An 18,310-nucleotide genomic window follows, 5' to 3' on the forward strand; every position below is an offset into this window, starting at 1 on the left:
GAACGCTGCCGGGTGTGTGAGAACACCCGGCTGGAAACGGTAGTCGATCTCGGCACGATGGCCTTGACCGGGGTGTTTCCGGCCACGGACCCGGTCGGGGTGCCGCGGTATCCGTTGGAGCTGGTGCGCTGTGTGCGCACCGGAGCCGAGGAATGCGGACTCGTGCAGTTGCGGCACACCGCGAACTTCGACGAAATGTATTCCGCCGGTTATGGATACCGCTCGGGCTTGAATCGCTCGATGATCGATCATCTCGGTCGTCGGGTGTCGCGGATCCGGGAGCGGGTCGACCTCGGACCCGACGATGTGGTGATCGACATCGGCAGCAACGATGCGACGCTGCTGAAGTGGTACCCGGCCGACGCCGCGACCGTGGTGGGCATCGATCCGCTGGGGGAGAAGTTCCGGGAGTTCTACCCCCCGCATGTGCGGTTGTCGACCGGCTACTTCTCCCGCGAGCTGGCCGCTTCGCTCTTGAACGGCAGGCGCGCCAAGGTGATCACCTCGATCGCCATGTTCTACGACGTGCCGAGCCCGCTGGAGTTCATGCGCGACGTGCACGCCACCCTGACCGATGACGGCATCTGGGTGTTGGAGCAGAGCTATCTGCCCGCCATGCTGGCCACCACGTCCTACGACACCATCTGCCACGAGCACCTCGAGTACTACACCCTCGACCAGATCGAGTGGATGGCGCGCCGGTGCGGCTTCGTGGTGTTGGAGGTGGAACGCAACACCATCAACGGCGGCAGTTTCGCGCTGACGCTGGGCAAGCAGGGCGCCCCGACCGTCGCCGACGCGGGCGAGTTGGCGCGGATGCGCACCGAGGAGGCAGGTCTGGGCCTGCACACACCGGAGATCTACGCCGACTTCGCGAAGCGGGTCGACCAGCATCGGGAACGGGTCAGGGAGTTCTTCGACCGGTCCAAGCAGGCCGGGCTACACACGCTCGGCTACGGCGCATCCACCAAGGGCAATGTGCTGTTGCAGCACTGCGGGATCGGGCCGTCGGACCTGCCGTGCATCGCGGAGGTCAACGACGACAAGTTCGACAAGTTCACCCCGGGCACCGGCATCCCGATCGTGTCCGAGGCGCGGGCGCGCGAGCAGGCGCCGGACCAGTACTTCGTGCTGCCCTGGCATTTCCGCTCGATGATGGTCGAGCGGGAACGCGAGTTCCGCTCCGCCGGTGGGCATCTCGTATTCCCACTGCCGGAGCTCGAGGTGGTGTGAGATGACCGTCGTCGTCACGGGCGCGTCGGGGCAGGACGGCACACTGCTGACAAACCTGCTCGGCGCGCGTGGCCACGAGGTGTTGCCGCTCAGCCGCGCGGGGCCGGTCGACATCACCGACGCGCAATCGGTCGCGCGGCTGATCGCGGACGAGCGACCGCGGCAGGTGTACTTGCTCGCGGCTGTCCAGCATTCCTCGGAGGATCCGCCGGTGGATCCGCGTGAGCTGGCCCGCGACTCACACCGGGTGAACACGCTTTCGGTACAGCACTTCGCGGAGGCGATCGAACGCTATGAGACCGGCACCCGGCTCTTCTACGCGGCCTCCTCACATGTGTTCGGACCCGGCGACGGCACGGTCCGGGACGAGGACAGCGGGTTGCGGCCGCATTCGATCTACGGGGTGAGCAAGGCCGCGGGGCTATTGGCCTGCCAGGTCTATCGAGCGCGCGGTGTGTTCGTGTCGACCGGGATCATGTTCAACCACGAATCACCCTTGCGGGCCGAGAAATTCGTCACCCGCAAGATCGTGCGAGCGGTCGCCCGGATTCAGCGGGGTGCGGCGGACGAGCTGGTACTCGGCCGGCTCGACGCGGGCGCGGACTGGGGATACGCGCCGGACTACGTCGAGGCGATGATCCGGATCCTCGCGCTCGACGAACCGGACGACTTCGTGGTCGCGACCGGTGAGTATCACACGGTCGCGGAATTCTGCGCGGCCGCGTTCGGCATGGCCGGACTGGATTGGCGAGAACACGTCCGCGAACGCCCTTCCGTGCTGACCCGCCACCGGCAGCCGCTGGTCGGCGACGCGGGGCGGTTGCGCGAGCGGACGGGATGGCGGCCTTCGGTGGATTTCCGCGGCATGGTTCGAGCCATGCTCGTGGCCGAAGGGGTGCGCCTGATCGATGAAGCGAGGCCGGTGGCCACCGGCGGAACGGATGGATGACGTGAACCTGAACGACGAGAATCTCCTTGCCGCGCAATTGATCTCCATCGCGGACGGGGTCTACGAGGAGACGGCGGCGCGACTCGGCGAGATCGGCACCGAAACCGTGATCGACGCGGTGCTGAAGGAAATCGCGTGGCGGGCCCGCGACGGCGTGCCGCCGAGTCAGCCGGTCACGGCGGTGTTCGAGTTGACCAACGAGGGTAAGCAACTGGATTATCTGGTCACCTTCGGCGCCGAGGACCCCGCCATCACCCCCGGCACCCAGGAGGATCCGTGGCTGGTGGTGCGGCAGGACCTGGTGGAGTTGCTGCGCGCGGTGTACGGGCCGCCGGACGCCGAGATCGGCACCCGCGCGATCGCGTTGAAGGACGAGCCGGGGCCGGGCAGTTTCGCACCGGACGACCCCTGGCGGATGGCCCGCGATGCCGCCGCGCGTGCCGCCGATGGCATTGTGACCGCCTGCGCCACACACCATTACGACCTCGGCGCGCTGTCGCTGCGATTCGGTTCGGACAAGTGGGGCGGCCACTGGTACACCCAGCACTACGAGCGGCATTTCGCGCCGCTGCGCAACAGTCGCGTGCGGGTGCTGGAGCTCGGCATCGGCGGCTACCAAGCGCCGAACGTGGGCGGCGCCTCGTTGCGCATGTGGAAGCAGTACTTCCGCCGCGGCATGGTGTACGGGCTGGACTACTTCGACAAGTCCGGCATCGCCGAACCGCGGTTGCAGCCCCTGCAAGGCGACCAGGGTGATCCGGCGTTCCTCGCGGAACTCGGTGGTTCGCTCGGTCCGTTCGACATCATCATCGACGACGGCAGCCATATCAGCGGCGATGTGATCGCCTCGTTCGAGGCACTGTTCGCCCACGTGCGCCCCGGCGGGTTGTACGTGGTGGAGGACACTCAGACTTCGTACTGGACCGGCTGGGGCGGCAGCAGCACCGAACTCGACACTCCGGCGACCACGGTCGGCTACCTCAAAACACTTGTCGACGCGCTGCATCACCAGGAATTCGAGAAGGACGCGGGGCGGCAGAACCGCCCGCACGACGAGTGGATCGGCGCGGTGCACTTTTACCACAACATCGTCGTCATCGAAAAGCGCCGCAACAGTGAGCAATCCGCTCCATCATGGGTGCCCCGGCATACCAATCCGATGGAGTGGATGAAGCCGAAGGAGTGAAGGGCATGAAATTCCTCGTCGTCCCGGTACCGTCGTCCGGGCACCTGCTGGCGATGGTGCCGTTCTGCTGGGCGTTGCGGCTGGCCGGTCACGACGTGCTGGTCGCCTCGCGCGGCGACGTCACGGCCACCGCGCGGCGTTCCGGGTTGAACGCCGTCGAGTTGCCCGCGCTGAACGTGCCGATGGACGAACTGCGTACCAAGGTGAACCCCAGCATGTTCCCGCTACCGCTGTTCGCCGACCGGGACCAGGCATCGGGTGAAGGTCTGTGGCATATCGCCGCGCAGAACTGGCACAACCACGCGACCGCGTACCTCGACGTGTTCGCCGACGTCGCCAGGGACTGGGGCGCCGACGTCGTCCTCACCGACCCGCTGGCGACCGTGGGGAGGGCACTCGGTGCCGCACTGGATCTGCCTGTGCTGGTGCACCGTTGGGGTATCGATCCGACGGGCGGGCCGTTCACCGAACGCACCGCGGCATTGGTCGCGGAGGCCGGTGGCGCGCTGGCCGATCCCGTTGCCGTCCTCGACATCTGCCCGGCGAGGGTGCAGGCGCCGGACGCGCCACCCGGCACGCCGATCCGGTTCATTCCGTTCAACGGAACCGGCTCGCTGCCGCACTGGCATCGAAACGACGAGGGGCGCAGGCGGATCGCGGTGTGTCTCGGCGGTAGCACACTGAGCCTGACCGGGCCGCGCCCACTGCGGGCGATCGTCGAGTCGCTGTCCGAGGTCGCGGACGCCGAGATCGTGGTCGCGCTCTCCGCCACCGATCGAGCGCTGGTCGGTGAGTTGCCCGAGCGCGTCCGGGTCGTCGAAGAGGTGCCATTGCAATTGTTCCTGCCCGGGTGCGATCTCCTTGTGCACCATGGTGGTTCGACGACGGGCCTCACGGCCGGTTGGTATGGGCTGCCGCAACTGGTGCTGCCGCAGATGTTCGACCAATTCGATTACGCCCGCGGCATCGTGCGCGCAGGCGCGGGCTCGGCGGCCGAAGACCCGGCCGCGCAAGCCGATACGAACGGCCTGGCCGAGTCCATCGCGACGCTGCTGCGTGAACCCGGGTTCCGCGCCGCGGCCGAACAGGTGGGGGCCGATATCCGTGACGCGCCGACGCCGAACGAGGTGGTGGCGCAGGTCGTTCCGCAGCTCGCCGATCGCGTCGGCGCGCGGACCAGATAAGACCACCGCGACTCCTCGGGCAGGACCTCGCTGATGTTGGAAAGCCGCAGGTTGTAGATGATATCCAGGACATGGACCAGGTTTCGTGGCGCACTCGACTACTACGCCGCGATGTACGCGGTGTTCGTCGTGGGCATTCTCGTCCCCGTCGTGATGATCACGCTGTCGCTCACCGGATTACCGGGCGCGGCCACCGCACTGCTCGGAATCGTCTGCGCGGCAGTGCTGTTCGTTCTGTTCGTGCCGTCGGTGCCCGTCGAATGGCGGGACGTGATGCGCGGCAAGCCGATCGTCGTGCGGGTGCTGTGGAGCGTGGCCATCCTCGCAGTTGTGCTCGTGCTCGCTCGGCTGACGCAGTTCATTCTCGACGCGGACAATGTGGACAGTTCGCTGTCGGCCGAGGACGACTTCCTGGTGAAGAAGTCCCATCTGACCGGCTATATCAGCGGCGCTCTTGTCGCCGAGGACGACCCGGCCAACCTGTACAACCGGCATCGGTACGAGTCCCCGCAGGCGGATTCGGTGCTGCCGAGCGTGCTCCCGCAGGATCGCGACGCTTATCTGTACCCGCCGCCGTTCTTGCTGCTACCACGGCTGCTGCTGGTGTTCAGCCACGATTTCGGCACGCTGCGGGCACTGTATTACTCGTTGTACGTCGCCATGGTGCTGATCGGCATGCTGGGAATCGCCCGCTGGGTGGGCGGTAAGCAGGGCGGCGTGCTCGCCGCGTTGACGCCGGTCGTGTGGCTCAGCCTGCCGACCCTGGCGACCTTGCAGATCGGCAATATCCACGTGCTGATCCTGTATGTCGGCGGTGCGGGCGCCATGGTGCTGTTCCACCTGCGGCGCAACGTATTCGGCGGCGCGGCGCTGGCTTTCGCGATCATCGCCAAGGTGTCACCGGCGATCCTTCTGGTGTATCTGCTCGTACAACGACGCTGGCGACCCGCGGTGTGGACCGCGGCGTTCGGCGGAATCTATTCGCTCGCGACACTACTCATCTTCGGACGTGAGCCGTGGCGGCACTTCCTGTCCGACGGCACCTGGCAAAAGTTGGCCAGCGGGGAGTTCCACGAGTTCGTCCTCGTGGAACGGGCTAATCAGCTGGTCAACTACTCGCCCTACGGGCTGCCGTACAAGGCGAACATCATGGGCTGGGATATCGGCGATCCCACCGGACCCGCCCGGCTTGTCACCAACATCTACACGCTGCTGCTGGTGATCCTGGTCGCGGTCACCGCGGTGCGGATCCACCGGCGGCTGCGGGCCGGAGCGGAGGGTGCGAGGTTCCGGGCCGAGAACCTCGCCATCTGGCTGGCGGTGCTCACGCTGGCCTCGTTCCGGGCGCCGTTCGGGCCGTGGGTGTACATCGCGGTCGGCGCGGTGTGGATGTTCGCGGTATACGCCGGTTTGATGCGGGGGAGTAAACGCGATATCGCGCTGCTCACCGTGGCCTGGCTCGTTGTCGCGGTCTACAACGAGAACGTGTACTTCACGCTGCTCGCGCAGACGATCATCTACGTCGCCTGCTTCGCGGTGGCCTGGCGGGCGAGCGGCGGCACCGAGGCCGAGGAAGCCCCCGGCGTCGACGCGGCGAAGCCCGAACCGGTCGGTGCGGCATGAAAACCTATTGTGTGATCGGCGCCGGTGCGGCCGGACTGGCGACGGCTCGGGTGTTCGCCGCGCGCGGAATCGCGTTCGAGGTGCTGGAGGCGACGGACGGGATCGGCGGGATCTGGGACGCGCGCCGCTCGGATTCGCCGGTCACCCGCAATACCCATGTGATCGCTTCCAAAGGGGTGCAGGCATTTCCGGGCTTCCCGATGCCGGAGGACTATCCGGACTATCCCGGACATGAGCTGGTCCTGCGCTATCTGCAGAACTACGCCGACGCCAATGAACTCGCACCGCATATCCGATTGAACACCGAGGTGCGGCGGGTCGAGCCCGCCGCGGACGGACCGGACGCCGGATGGGAGGTGACCCTCGGCGACGGCACCCGGAAGTCGTACGCGGGCGTGGTCATCGCCACCGGGCACGACCGGACCCCGCGTCGTATCGACTTCCCGGGCAACAGCACAGTGCCCGTGCTGCATTCGAGCGAATACCGGCATCCGGAGCAGATCATCGGCAAGCGCGTCCTGGTGGTGGGCGCGGGACAGTCGGCGGCCGACATCCTGTCCGACTGCGCGGTGAACGCGGCGCTGACCCTGCACAGCAGTCGGCGTGGTTTCTACTGCATGCCGAAGTATCTGCTCGGGCGGCCCACGGACAGCATGCTGCAGGGACGCATGTGGCGGCCCATGCGCAAGCGGGCCTTCCAAACTCTGTTCTCCTACCTGCGCCGCCGATCCCGGTCGTTCGGGCTGCCGGTACCCGATTTCGACAACGGCATCGTCATTCCGATGCTGGGCGATCAGCTGCACCACTACTACACGCACGGCGACATCACGCCGAAACCCGATATCGCCTCGATCGAGGACGACCGAGTGACCTTTGCCGACGGCAGCGAGGAAAAGGTCGACATGGTCATCCTGGCAACGGGTTTCGTGCCGAACTATCCGGTGGTCGACCGCGCCCACCTCAACTGGGACGAGGGGTCGCTGCGGCCGGGGCTGTACCTCAACATCTTTCCGCCTGGCGCGCCCGGCCTGTTCGTTGTCGGGATGGTGCGACCGATCGGTTCCCATTGGGATGTCTACGCGCACCAGGCCGAACTCGTCGCCGACTATGTGCGGGCGAAAGCGGCCGGGGCGCACCGGATCGAGCGATTCGTCCGCGCTACCCACGGTGCGCAACCCGATCTGTATGCCGGACTGCGTCTTTACCACGCGGAGCAGTACCCGCTCGTGGTGGAGAAACAGGATTACGTGAACCAGCTGCGCAAGCACGCGAAGCTGTTGAAGTGAAAGGGCCTTCCATGAAAGCACCCGGTCCAGGACTGGTCGAAACCGGCCGCATGCTGCCGAAACTGGCGAAGAACCCACTGGCGACGGTGGGCAGTCTGCTCGACGGCTACGGCGACGTGGTCCGGGTGAAGGCCGGGCCGATGCTGGTCTACCTGGTCGCGGACCCGGCGATGACCGAATACGTGCTCAAGGACAACTACACCAACTATCGCAAGAGCCCGATCTACGACGAGTTCAGTATCCTGCTCGGCGAGGGCCAGCTGACCACCAACAACCTGGACTATTGGCGCAAGCAGCGCAAGCTGATCAGCCCGGCGTTCTCCCATACGCACGTCAAGGGATTCGCCGACGATATCACCGACAGCGCGGCGGCCATGCTGGATCGCTGGGATGCCGCGGCGGGCGAATACCGCGACATCTACGACGACTACGTCAAGCTGCTGCTCACGGTCACCGGACGCATTCTGTTCAGCATCGACTTGTCCACGGACACAACACAAGTCACCGATGCGATGCGGGCCGCCTTCGCGTTCATCATGAAGCGGGTCAACGCCCCGGTGAAGCTGCCGCAATCGTTCCCGACGCCGGAAGCGCGGCGGGTCGCCCACAAGGTAGGCGAACTCGACGACGTCGTGCGGCACCTCATCGCGGAACGCAGGAGCGGCGGCGACACCTCGGACGTGCTCACCGCGCTGGTCCGCGCCCGCGACGAGGGCGGGCTGGGCATGCGGGAGGAAGACCTGCTCAACGAGATCAAGACGCTGCTCGTGGCGGGGCACGAGTCACCGGCCAATGCGCTGTCATGGGCGTGCTATCTGCTGGCCGCGCACCCGGAGATCCAGGAACGCCTCGCGGGCGAGGTCCGCGACGTGCTCGGCGACCGTGCCCCGACCTTCGCCGACCTCGGACAGCTCGGCTACTGCCGGATGGTCATCGAGGAGACGATGCGGCTGTACCCGCCCGCGTGGATCGTCGAACGCACGCCGATCGCCGACGACGAGATCGGCGGGTATCACGTACCGGCGGGCGCCCGGGTCACGTTGTGCATGTACTACATTCACCGCGACAAGCGGTTGTGGGACGACCCGGCGGAGTTCCGGCCCGAGCGCTTCGCCGACAAGGAAGTGGCCGAACGTCACAAGTTCGCGTTCTTTCCGTTCTCCGGCGGCCCGCGCATCTGCCTCGGCAAGGACATGTCCATGACCGAGATGGTGCTGATCCTGGCCATGACCGTGCAACGCTTCCGGCTCGAGCTGGACAGCGCGCACCCGGTGGTGCCGCTGGCGTCGGTGAACCTGCGCCCGGAGTTCGGCATTCGGATCCGACCCGTGCGCAGGGCTACCCAGCCGGCACTGGCCTGACGGCGGTCGCGGTCAGCCGAGCAGCTCGCGGCCGAGCGTCAGCAGTTCGGCCGTGGAGAGAACCTCCTCGTCCGCCGAGATGTGCGGCGGGCGGGCGAGGAGCGCAGGCTCGGTACTGTCCGGGAGCTCGCGAGCCCCGGTTGCCGGTGGCGCCGCGGGATGGTTCGTCGCCTCGAGACGGGCGGACAGTTCGGCGGCGAGCAGTTCGACGGTGGGGTGGCCCCAGATGATCGCCGCGGGGACGGTGATGCCGAGGCGGGCGCTGAGACGGGAGCTGAGTTCGACGGCGTGTACCGAACCGACACCCAGCTGATCGAAGTTCCGGGTGCGGTGGATGCCGTCGGACTCGACACCGATGACCTCGGCCAGTTCCCCCGCCACCGTATCCCTCAGCGCGACGACGCCGACCGGATGACTCCACACGTGCGTCGAATCGCCCGCTACCGCAGTGTTTTCGGAGTGATCGTCGCGCACCGGCTCGGTCTCCGCGGGGATGGCCCAATGGCGTTGCCGCTGAAACGGATACGTTGGCAGCGACACCACCCGGCCGGGTGGGTTGACCGCGGACCAATCCGGGTCGACACCGCGTTCGAACAGCGCGCCGACCGCTTGCAGCAGTCCGCGGCGCGGCACCGTACCCGGTCGCAGGGCTGCGGCAACCATCAAGGCCGAAGCTTGGGATGGGTCCTCCATCTCGGTCGGCGCGGTGTCGCGAAGCGTCTCGTGCAGGAAGCTCCTCACCTCTGCCACCGTGCTCGCTACCAGCGAAAGACGATGCGCGAAAGGAGTTCTCGTGCGGCAGAGCGTGTGCGCGAGATCGTCGAGCGAGATGTCGGGGTGGCTGGAGAGGTGGTCGTGGAGGCGGCGAACCTGCTCGCGCAGTGCGGGTTCGGTGCGTGCGGACAATACGATCAAACGCTCTGCGGAGCGTAGCTCCGTATCGGTCGGGGTCGCGCCAGTATTCGGCTCCGGGCCATCCGCGATCTCGGGCGGGGCTTCTTCTACGATCGCGTGCGCGTTGGAGCCGCCGAAGCCGAAGGCGCTCACCCCGGCGCGGGCCGGTACGTCCCGTTCGGGCCACGGCAGCAGGGTGTTCGCGACCTGCACGCCCGCTCCGGCGAGGTCGAGATCCGTTGCGGCATGGTCGAAATGCAGGCTGCGCGGGATCTGGCGATGCCGTAGCGCGAGTGCGACCTTGAGCAGTCCGGCCATCCCGGCGGCCGCCTCGGTGTGCCCGATATTCGTCTTTACGGAACCGACGGTCAGTGGGGTGCCACCGCTCCTGGCCGCACCGTAGACGGTACCCAAAGCGGTCAACTCGGCGCGGTCGCCAACGGCGGTGCCGGTGCCGTGGGCTTCGACATAGTCGACGGTCGACGGGTCCACGCCCGCACGGGCACAGGCGCGCCGCAGCAATTGTTCCTGCCCGGCGGCGCTGCTGGCGGGCATGCTGTACTTACCCACCCCACCAACGGCTGCGCCGGCGGCCATCCCCTTGTGGTGGTGGCCGTTGTTGTTGGTGGCGCTGCCCAGCACGGTGCAGTAGATGCGGTCGCCGTCGCGCAATGCGGCGGTCAGCGGTTTCAGTACGACCACCGCGCCGCCTTCGCCGCGCACATAACCGTCGGCCGTGGCGTCGAAGGCGCGAGAGCGGCCGCCCGGGGAGAGCACACCGAGCTTGGACAGGCCGATCGCGGTGTCTGGGATGAGATTCAGCTGGACACCGCCTGCTATCGCGACCGCGCTTTCGCCCGCGCGCAGCGCCTGGCAGGCCAGGTGAACCGCGACCAGCGAACCCGCACAGGAGGCGTTGACCGTCATGCTCGGCCCGTCGAAACCGAGGAAATACGACACCCGGTTCGCGATGACGCCCTCCACGTCGCCGGTGCTGGTGAAGGGTGTCGTGGCGGCGGGGCCGCGACTCAACTTCACCGCCCGATAGTCGTTGAACTTGTTGGCGAAATACACGCCGGTGTCGGGAACGGCGTCGGGTCGAATTCCCGCGTCCTCGAATGCCTCCCATGACAATTCCAACGCGAGCCGCTGCTGCGGGTCCATATCGGCGGCCTCGCGCGGGGTGATCCCGAAGAACTCGGCATCGAACAACTCGACATCGGGCAGGTAGGCGCCCGCGATCGAGACGGTTTTGCCCGGGGCGCCGCGCTCGGCGTCGTGGTAATTCCCTGCCGGCCACCGGCCTGCCGGTGGCGCGTCCGCCACTGCGTCTACCTCGTCGATCAGCAAGCGCCACAGGGCTTCCGGTGAATCAGCGCCGCCCGCGAATCGGCAGCTCATGCCTACCACGGCGATCGATTGCGCGCTCGGTGCGCCCGTCGCCTGCTCGAGGTCGGCGCGCCGCCGCGGCTTCTTCCGTTTCACGTTACCTACTCACCCGCCCGGATTCCGCCCGATCGGGTGTCCCGCGGACATATCCCTTCCGGTGAATCCGCCGATCTTGTTGTGGGGTAAAGGGATATGGACGAAACTCTACCTGTGCTGTTTTCCAAACGCCCCGTTTTCGCTCGGGTGGCCGCCGCACTGGGAGGCGAGGCACGACGTCGTGAACTGATTCGCTTCGCTTCCGTGGGTGCCGCCGCGTTCACGCTCGACACCGCCGTCTTTCTGACCCTCAAAAGCACTGTGCTCGAGGCACAGCCGATCATCGCGAAGGTGCTGGCGGTGCTCGCGGCGATCACGCTGTCCTACATCCTGAACAAGCAATGGTCCTTCGCCGCGCGCGGCGGGCGGCGCGGCCACCACGAGGCAGCGCTGTTCTATCTGGTCAGCTTCCTCGCCATCGCTGTCAACACCGCGCCACTGTGGGTGTCGCGCTACATGCTCCACCTCGAGGTGCCCGAGGTCTCCCGGTTCACCCAGAACGTCGCCGATTTCGTGGCCGCGCAGCTGATCGGTACCGCGCTCGGCATGGTGTTCCGGTTCTGGGCCTTCGTACGGGTGGTGTTCCCGGATCAGGTGGAACGCGCACCCGAGTAGTCAGGCGTCGACGAAGATATCGAGTTCGAGCGGGCCGCCGCCCGGGACAACGCGGTAACGGTCCAGTTCGGTGACGCCGTGCGCGGTGAGCACCTCGTCGTCGAGGAACAAATTGCCCGTCATCTCGGCCGCCCCCGAACAGAGCACGAGATGCGCTGCGTCGGCACAGATTTCGGGGGTACGAGACTTCGCGATCGCCGCCTCGCCGCCGAGCAGATTACGCACGGCCGCGGTGGCGACGGTGGTCCGCGGCCACAGCGAATTGACGGCGATGCCATCGTCACGCAATTCCTCGGCGAGCCCCAGTGTCGTCAGGCTCATCCCGTACTTGGAGACCAGGTAGGCCAACGACGAGCCCGTCCATGCCGGGTTGAGGTTGAGCGGCGGGGAGAGCGTGAGGATGTGCGGGTTGCGCCCTGCGGCCGCCGACGCCCGCAGGTGCGGAATGGCGAGTTTGGACAGCAGGTACGCGGCGCGGGCGTTCACGCCTTGCATCTGGTCGTACATCTTCATCGTCATGGCGTCGGTGGGCGTCAGGTCGATCGCCGAGGCGTTGTTCACCACGATGTCGATGCCGCCGAACCGGTCGACCGTCTGCCGCACGACCGCCGCCATGGTGTCGTCGTCGCGGACATCGCCGACGAACGGGAGAACCCGGGCGCCTGCGGCTTCGATTTCGGCTGCGGCGGTGTGAATGGTGCCGGGCAGTTTCGGGTGCGGCTGATCGGTTCTGGCGAGCAGCGTGATGTTCGCGCCGTCGGCGGCGGCGCGCAGTGCGATGGCCCGGCCGATGCCGCGGCTGCCGCCCGTCACGATCATGGTCTTGCCCGCCAGCGACGGGGATTCCGGTTTCGTCATGGTCGTCGTGCTCCCGCTCCTGTGCTCGTCCCCGCGTCGACCGGAGGCGACCTCTGTGTACGAGGGGTCGCCTCCGGTCGACGCTCGTGGTTACTTGACGCTGATGACCTTGTCCGAGGGCTCCTTCGCGTACAGCGACGCGATTGCCTCCGCGTACTTGGTCGCGATCGGGGCGCGCCTGAGCGACATCTTCGGGGTCAGTTCGTCGCCGCCCGGCTCCCATACCGCGCCGAGGATGGTGAAGCGCTTGATCTGCTCCACTCGCGACAGCTTGCTGTTGCCCGCCTGCACCGCGGCGCGCACTTCTTCCACGATCTCCGGGCGGGCGGCGAGTGTGGCGAGGTCGGCGTCGGTGGCGCCGAGTTCCTTGGCGCGCAGGGCGGCGACGTCGGGGTCGAGCACGATCAGCGCGGCGATATAGGGCTTGGCATCGCCTATCGCGACGGCCTGGCCGATCAGTGAGGAGGCGGCCTTCATCGCGTTCTCGATATTGCTCGGGGCGATGTTCTTGCCCCCCTCGTTGATGATCAGTTCCTTCTTGCGGTCGACGATGCGCAGGTAGCCGTCGGCGTCGATGGTGCCGATGTCACCGCTGTGCAGCCAGCCGTCCGCATCGATCGCTTCGGCCGTCTTCTCCGGCATATTGCGATAGCCGCGGGTGATGATGGGGCCGCGCACCAGGACTTCGCCGTCGGTGTCCAGGCGCAGTTCCAAACCGTCGACGGTGCGGCCGACCGAGCCGGGGCGCGGCTTGGCCAATTCGGTGTAGGTGCCGACGCCGGTGGTCTCGGACATGCCCCACACTTCGGTCATCTTGAAGCCGAGGCCGAGGAAGTACTCGAGGGTCTCCGGAGGCACCGGTGCGGCGCCGGAGGCCGCGACCTCCAGCGCGTCCAGGCCGAGTGCGTGCCGCAGCTTCGACAACACCAGCGTCTCGGCCACCTTGTGCTGGACGGCCAGTAGCGCGCCGGGGCCCTTCCCCGCGAGATCGGCTCGGGCAGCGGCGATTCCGGTGTCGATGGCCCAGTTGGCGAGCGCCTTCTTGGCCGCGCTCGGCTCGGTGGCGAGCTTGTTCTCGATGCCCGTCTTGATCTTCTGCCACACCCGTGGCACGCCGAAGAACGTGGTCGGGCGGGCGTCGGGCAGTGCGGCGGCCACCTCGCGCGGGTCGGTGACGGTGGTGATCTGGATGCCGGTGGTCAGGTTGAGGCCATGGGCGGAGATGCGGTCGGCAACGTGCGCGGCGGGTAGGTAGGACACCGTACGGTCGGCGAATCCGACCGGCAGCGGACCCTTGACCAGCGCGATGATCTGGGCGAGCACATTGCGGTGGGTGATCTCCACGCCCTTGGAGGGACCGGTGGTGCCCGACGTGTAGATAAGGGTGGCCAGGTCGTCGGCGGTGACCGCGCGCCAGGCCGCGTCGAAATCGAAGTCGTCGAGCGGGTTCGCCTCGACCTCCTCGAGCGTGATGGCGCCGGTGGCCGGGCCGTCGACGACGACGGTGTGCGCGAGGTCCACGCCTGCGCCGGTCACCGCACCGAGGAACATCTGTTCTGTCACAACGACCTTGTTCGCCGCGTTGGTGAACACGTGCGCGATCTGGTCGGATGAACTGGTGTTGTAGACCGAGAACGGGGTTGCGCCCAGATGCAGTGCGGCGGTGTCGACCAGATTGAACTCGGGGCGGTTGGTGAGCATGATGCCGACGGTGTCACCGTGTCCGACGCCGAGCCGGGCCAGGCCCGCGGCGATCGACTTCACGCGTTCGCCGTACTCGCGCCAGGTGATCTGCTGGGTGCCGCCGACAGTCCGCAACGCGACCTGCTCGGGCCGCAACGTCAGGGTCTCCTGAAACGCCTCGGGCACGGTGTAGACCGTTTTGCCCGATTCGTGCGTGTATCCGATTTCTGTTGTCGTCATATCCCTGTTCCCGATATCTCTGGCATGAACCGAACGTCGCGGCGTTCGTACACGTCCGGTCCGAGACTCGATGCCGACAGAATGCGGTGGTGCCTCTGCCTGCTTCTCACGAGTCTGCGCGCCAAGAGTGGCGCGGCTCACTCATGGTAGCCAGATCCACGGTTGGTGAGGTGGCTTACATGTGAACCCATTTCGGCTCGCTGGGCAGCTCGGGCTTCACGCATCCGCACCGACGCCGACCACCGCGACCTGTAGACCAGTGCCGTCGTGATCGCAGCCGCCGCCCGGCCATCGCGAGCGTCCGACCAGTCATCGCGAGAACTACTGCGACACAGTGTCGTCCGGGACAGCGGCGCGGCGCGTGGCGCCGCTGTCGCCGACCGGTTGCGCTTACAGCGGATGTGGGAATTGCCGCAACGGCGAGCCTCGAGACCTGAAAGACTCGGCAGCACCCGGGGATTCGGGGTAGCGACGGCGGGGGCGACCACAGGCTCGGACATGTGGATGGTGGCTCGGTTCTCCGGGGGCGATACGCAATATCTGAAGGGAACTACATGTCCACAGCAAGCGTCATACGCCCGCTGGCGCCGAGCGAACAGATGTTCGCCTTCGGTGAGGTCTTCGTCGGCTACTCGACTCGAGTGTCCGGCCGATTGGACCTGAGCGCGTTGTCGACGGCATTCGACGCCGTCGTTCGCGCCTATCCCATTCTGGGCGCTCGTCTCGAAGCCACCGGGACCGGCGGGCATGTCCTGGTGGCTTCGCCGGGGGCTGCGCCGGAAATCTCGGTGGTCGACGGTGATCCGGAGCAGCTGCTCGCGGGCGCGAAGTTCGATCAGAGCGTAGCGGTCGGTGCGCTGTGCGTGGTCCGCGACGGCGACACCGCGAGCGTCACGCTGGTGATCCATCACAGTGTGGCAGATGCGTACCACTCCCTCGCCATCCTCGGCGATCTGTGGTCGTTCTATCGTGCTGCCGCAGAGGGCCGTCCGCTGGTGGCGGAGGTCCATCCCTATCCGGATCCGGTGGAGGTGCTGCTGGCCGCCCGTGGCATCGAGAAGTTCCCGAATCCGGCTGCGGCCGCACCGGCTCCGCAGTCCGCGGCAATCCCCGCCGCGCCCGCACCGGACGACATCGCCCCGGGATATCCGATGCCCCAGACGACGCGATGCCGTCTGAGTGAGGAGGCGACGGCGCGGCTGGTCGATCTCGGGCACCGCGAACAGGTGACGATGCACGGGCTGGTGTCCGCGGCGATCCTGCTGATGGAGGCAGAGGTTCGGGCACTGCCGCTGACCGAGCTCATGTACTTGTACTCCGTCGATCTACGCGCCAGGGTCAGCCCGCCGATCGGCTTGACCGACGGCACCGACGTGCTGGGATTCGCGAACTATGTCCCGAGTGCGGAAGCGGGGACAACCCTGATCGGCCTGGCCCGCGGTGTCTGCGATACCTTGCGGGGCGCCGTGGCCTCGGGGTTCGTGCAGCAGACGCCCCTGCAGATCCCCGATGTGGCGGCGGCGGGTCCACCCAAGATTCCGGGGATGGTGGTGGCGACGAACTGGGGCAGGGTGCCGCAACTGCCCTCGCAGAAGGATCTGCGTATCGACGACTTCCGCTCGATCTTCATCGCGAAGCCGGACCGAACCGGGCGCAGGCCCGCGGCCAACACCTGCGTCATCAGCACCTACGACGGCCGGTTGAGCATCGAAATCCACCATCAGCCGCAGACCGCCGCACAGGAGCAGCGTCGCATCGAACTGCTCACGGCGACACTGCATTCCGCGGTCGAAATCCGCTCCCCGCAGTGACTCTGCGCGAGTAACGCGGCCCGGGTTCGACGTCGAAGGTCGCGAACCCGGGCCGATTGCCGGATGGTGGCCGTAGAAGGCAGGGGGGTACCCGAGAAATGCCCAGGTCGGCGGTGGTAGAGGCTTTATCGGTCAGGAATCGAGAAGCGCCGGTCATCGGGCCGGAACTAGCGTTATCGCCATGAACAGCACCATTGACCAGACCACCATCGACGCCGTCATCCTCGAGGTTACCGACCCGGCGGCTGCCGCCAACTTCTACGACGCCGCGTTCGGTCTCGGCGACAAAGTTCGATTCCGCGCCTCGGAGACGCTGACGACCGGCTTCCGTGGCTTCATCCTGTCGCTCGTGGTGTCCCAGCCGAGTACCGTCGACAGCCTCATCGGCACCGCCCTCGAGTCAGGAGCGACGACGCTGAAGCCGGCCAAGAAGAGCTTCTGGGGGTATGGCGGCGTCGTTCAGGCACCCGACGGGGCGATTTGGAAGATCGCGACGTCGGCGAAGAAGGACACCGGGCCTGCCACCCGGGAGATCGACGATTTCGTCGTGCTCTTCGGGGTGGACAACGTCAAGGCGACCAAGCAGTTCTACGTCGACCGCGGCTTGGTTGTCGGGAAGAGCTTCGGCAGCAAGTACGTAGAGTTCGACACCCCGCCGTCGTCGGTCAAACTGGCGCTCTACGGGCGCCGTGCCGCCGCCAAGGATGCGGGCGTCTCCCCGGAGGGCTCCGGGTCGCACCGCATCGTCATCGGCAGCGGTCTCGGGTCGTTCACCGACCCGGACGGGTTCGAGTGGGAAGCCACCCCGGCCTGAGCCGGTTGGCTTGGGGCCGAGCGGCGTCTGCTGGCTTGAAGCGCAGGCTGCATCGGGGCCGCCACGTCTCGGCGATCAACGCTCAACGAAATCGATAGCCGGGATTCGCGGACCCGCAACAGCATCACGCGATGACGAAAGAAGACCGCCGCCGAGTGCTTACGGTGGGTGAACAGCAGTACCTGTGGAAGATCTACAGCCAGCACGAAAAAGGAGTCAGTGCGGTTCGTCGGCGAGTCCCGCGCTGGTAGTGGTCGCGAAGTCGATTCGACGGCGTGCGTTGGACAGCGTGGTCACCACGCAAGTGCCGACGGGGCCGGTGCGGTCGTAGAGGGTGGCGCTTCCGATGGAGATGCCGTCGGCGGCGATGGTGTTGTCGGCGCGAAGGCCGAGTTCGTAGCCGATCGGGAGGCGCGAGAGGGCCACGGTGACGTCGGCGTTGATGTAGCCGGCGCCTTCGGATCCCCAGTGGCACACATGGTTCGTCGCGTCGCCGAGGATCGCGGCGCGCTGGAACGGGGTGATCGGCTCATCGGCCACCAGCGGCGGCAGGCTGTGCCAGGAGACCTTGCGCTCGGCGTTCTGATTCGCCGCGAAATCGGAAGTCCATTCGCGCTCACCGCTTTTGAACAGTGGCGGCGAGCCCTCCGGCAGCACGCAGCCCTGCGGAGGCATCGGCAGGTCTTCGGCCGAACTCCACACCCGCCCGGGAGGCTCGTCGCCGGTGATCAGGTACACCGCTGAGGCCCGAGCTCGTTCCTGGCGGTCTTGCACCATGGCGGCGTCGACGACCGCGATCCGCGAACCCCGGCGGACCACCCTGCTACGCATGTCGAACGCCGCATTGGCGACCGGCTGGTGCAGGTCCACGGTGAGTCGCGCTGGAACGAATCCGTCGGGGCAGTGGGTCTCGATCTCGCGGGCGAGTAGACCACAGACACCTGTTCCGCTCAGCTTGTCCGGTGCCCATGGACTGACCGCGAGCTTCTCGGCTACGAGCTGGTCATCCTGTCTGACGAAAAAACTCAGGCACGCATCCTTGCGATTCTGGCGGCTCCAGCGGGTGTCCGGCTGCATGTGAGCGCGCG

The 18,310-nt window shown here is 66.9% G+C and carries 14 protein-coding genes; 10 read left to right on the forward strand and 4 right to left on the reverse strand.

What is annotated here, in order from left to right:
* Window positions 1-12: 12 nt before the first annotated feature.
* The 7 genes from T333_RS22040 to T333_RS22070 are packed head-to-tail and all read left to right on the forward strand — an operon-like array spanning window position 13 to window position 8,822.
* Window positions 13-1,233 (forward strand): class I SAM-dependent methyltransferase, encoded by a 1,221-nt coding sequence (locus tag T333_RS22040; protein ID WP_496425679.1) that lies wholly within the window; start codon window positions 13-15, stop codon window positions 1,231-1,233.
* Window position 1,234: 1 nt separating this feature from the next.
* The gene (locus T333_RS22045) at window positions 1,235-2,182 is read left to right on the forward strand and encodes a GDP-mannose 4,6-dehydratase (RefSeq protein WP_357249552.1); all 948 of its coding nucleotides are present in this window, start codon (window positions 1,235-1,237) and stop codon (window positions 2,180-2,182) included.
* Window position 2,183: 1 nt separating this feature from the next.
* On the forward strand, window positions 2,184-3,368 hold the full coding sequence (locus tag T333_RS22050; RefSeq protein WP_355002769.1) for a class I SAM-dependent methyltransferase: 1,185 nt from the start codon (window positions 2,184-2,186) through the stop codon (window positions 3,366-3,368).
* Between the two features lie 5 nt (window positions 3,369-3,373).
* Window positions 3,374-4,552: a nucleotide disphospho-sugar-binding domain-containing protein gene (locus T333_RS22055; protein ID WP_496425680.1), complete on the forward strand. Its 1,179-nt coding sequence runs from the start codon at window positions 3,374-3,376 to the stop codon at window positions 4,550-4,552.
* A gap of 57 nt (window positions 4,553-4,609) precedes the next feature.
* On the forward strand, window positions 4,610-6,175 hold the full coding sequence (locus T333_RS22060; protein ID WP_357249546.1) for a glycosyltransferase family 87 protein: 1,566 nt from the start codon (window positions 4,610-4,612) through the stop codon (window positions 6,173-6,175).
* Window positions 6,172-7,461 (forward strand): flavin-containing monooxygenase, encoded by a 1,290-nt coding sequence (locus tag T333_RS22065; RefSeq protein ID WP_357249543.1) that lies wholly within the window; start codon window positions 6,172-6,174, stop codon window positions 7,459-7,461. The genes T333_RS22060 and T333_RS22065 overlap by 4 nt, the downstream gene beginning before the upstream one ends.
* A gap of 11 nt (window positions 7,462-7,472) precedes the next feature.
* On the forward strand, window positions 7,473-8,822 hold the full coding sequence (locus T333_RS22070; protein ID WP_496425681.1) for a cytochrome P450: 1,350 nt from the start codon (window positions 7,473-7,475) through the stop codon (window positions 8,820-8,822).
* Between the two features lie 12 nt (window positions 8,823-8,834).
* Here T333_RS22070 and T333_RS22075 read toward each other — a convergent pair whose 3' ends face one another.
* Entirely contained in the window at window positions 8,835-11,201 is a 2,367-nt protein-coding gene (locus T333_RS22075) for a type I polyketide synthase (protein ID WP_496425682.1), read from the reverse strand.
* A gap of 204 nt (window positions 11,202-11,405) precedes the next feature.
* On the opposite strand from T333_RS22075, the gene T333_RS22080 reads away from it, so the two are divergent.
* Window positions 11,406-11,816: a GtrA family protein gene (locus T333_RS22080; RefSeq protein ID WP_355002763.1), complete on the forward strand. Its 411-nt coding sequence runs from the start codon at window positions 11,406-11,408 to the stop codon at window positions 11,814-11,816.
* Here T333_RS22080 and T333_RS22085 read toward each other — a convergent pair whose 3' ends face one another.
* A complete protein-coding gene (locus tag T333_RS22085; RefSeq protein ID WP_355002762.1) occupies window positions 11,817-12,674 on the reverse strand; it encodes an SDR family oxidoreductase in 858 nt (285 codons plus the stop codon). It abuts the gene before it with no gap.
* A gap of 90 nt (window positions 12,675-12,764) precedes the next feature.
* The gene (locus tag T333_RS22090; protein WP_496425683.1) at window positions 12,765-14,597 is read right to left on the reverse strand and encodes an AMP-dependent synthetase/ligase; all 1,833 of its coding nucleotides are present in this window, start codon (window positions 14,595-14,597) and stop codon (window positions 12,765-12,767) included.
* Window positions 14,598-15,151: 554 nt separating this feature from the next.
* Here T333_RS22090 and T333_RS22095 point away from each other — a divergent pair.
* Both T333_RS22095 and T333_RS22100 read left to right on the forward strand, forming a co-directional pair.
* On the forward strand, window positions 15,152-16,408 hold the full coding sequence (locus T333_RS22095) for a phthiocerol/phthiodiolone dimycocerosyl transferase family protein (protein WP_496425684.1): 1,257 nt from the start codon (window positions 15,152-15,154) through the stop codon (window positions 16,406-16,408).
* A gap of 181 nt (window positions 16,409-16,589) precedes the next feature.
* Window positions 16,590-17,222, forward strand: coding sequence for a VOC family protein (locus T333_RS22100; protein ID WP_357249528.1), 633 nt, complete (start codon window positions 16,590-16,592; stop codon window positions 17,220-17,222).
* A gap of 216 nt (window positions 17,223-17,438) precedes the next feature.
* On the opposite strand, the gene T333_RS22105 is transcribed toward T333_RS22100, so the two are convergent.
* A complete protein-coding gene (locus T333_RS22105) occupies window positions 17,439-18,299 on the reverse strand; it encodes an acyl-CoA thioesterase domain-containing protein (protein ID WP_496425685.1) in 861 nt (286 codons plus the stop codon).
* Window positions 18,300-18,310: the final 11 nt, after the last annotated feature.

Source organism: Nocardia sp. CNS-044, assembly GCF_059570515.1.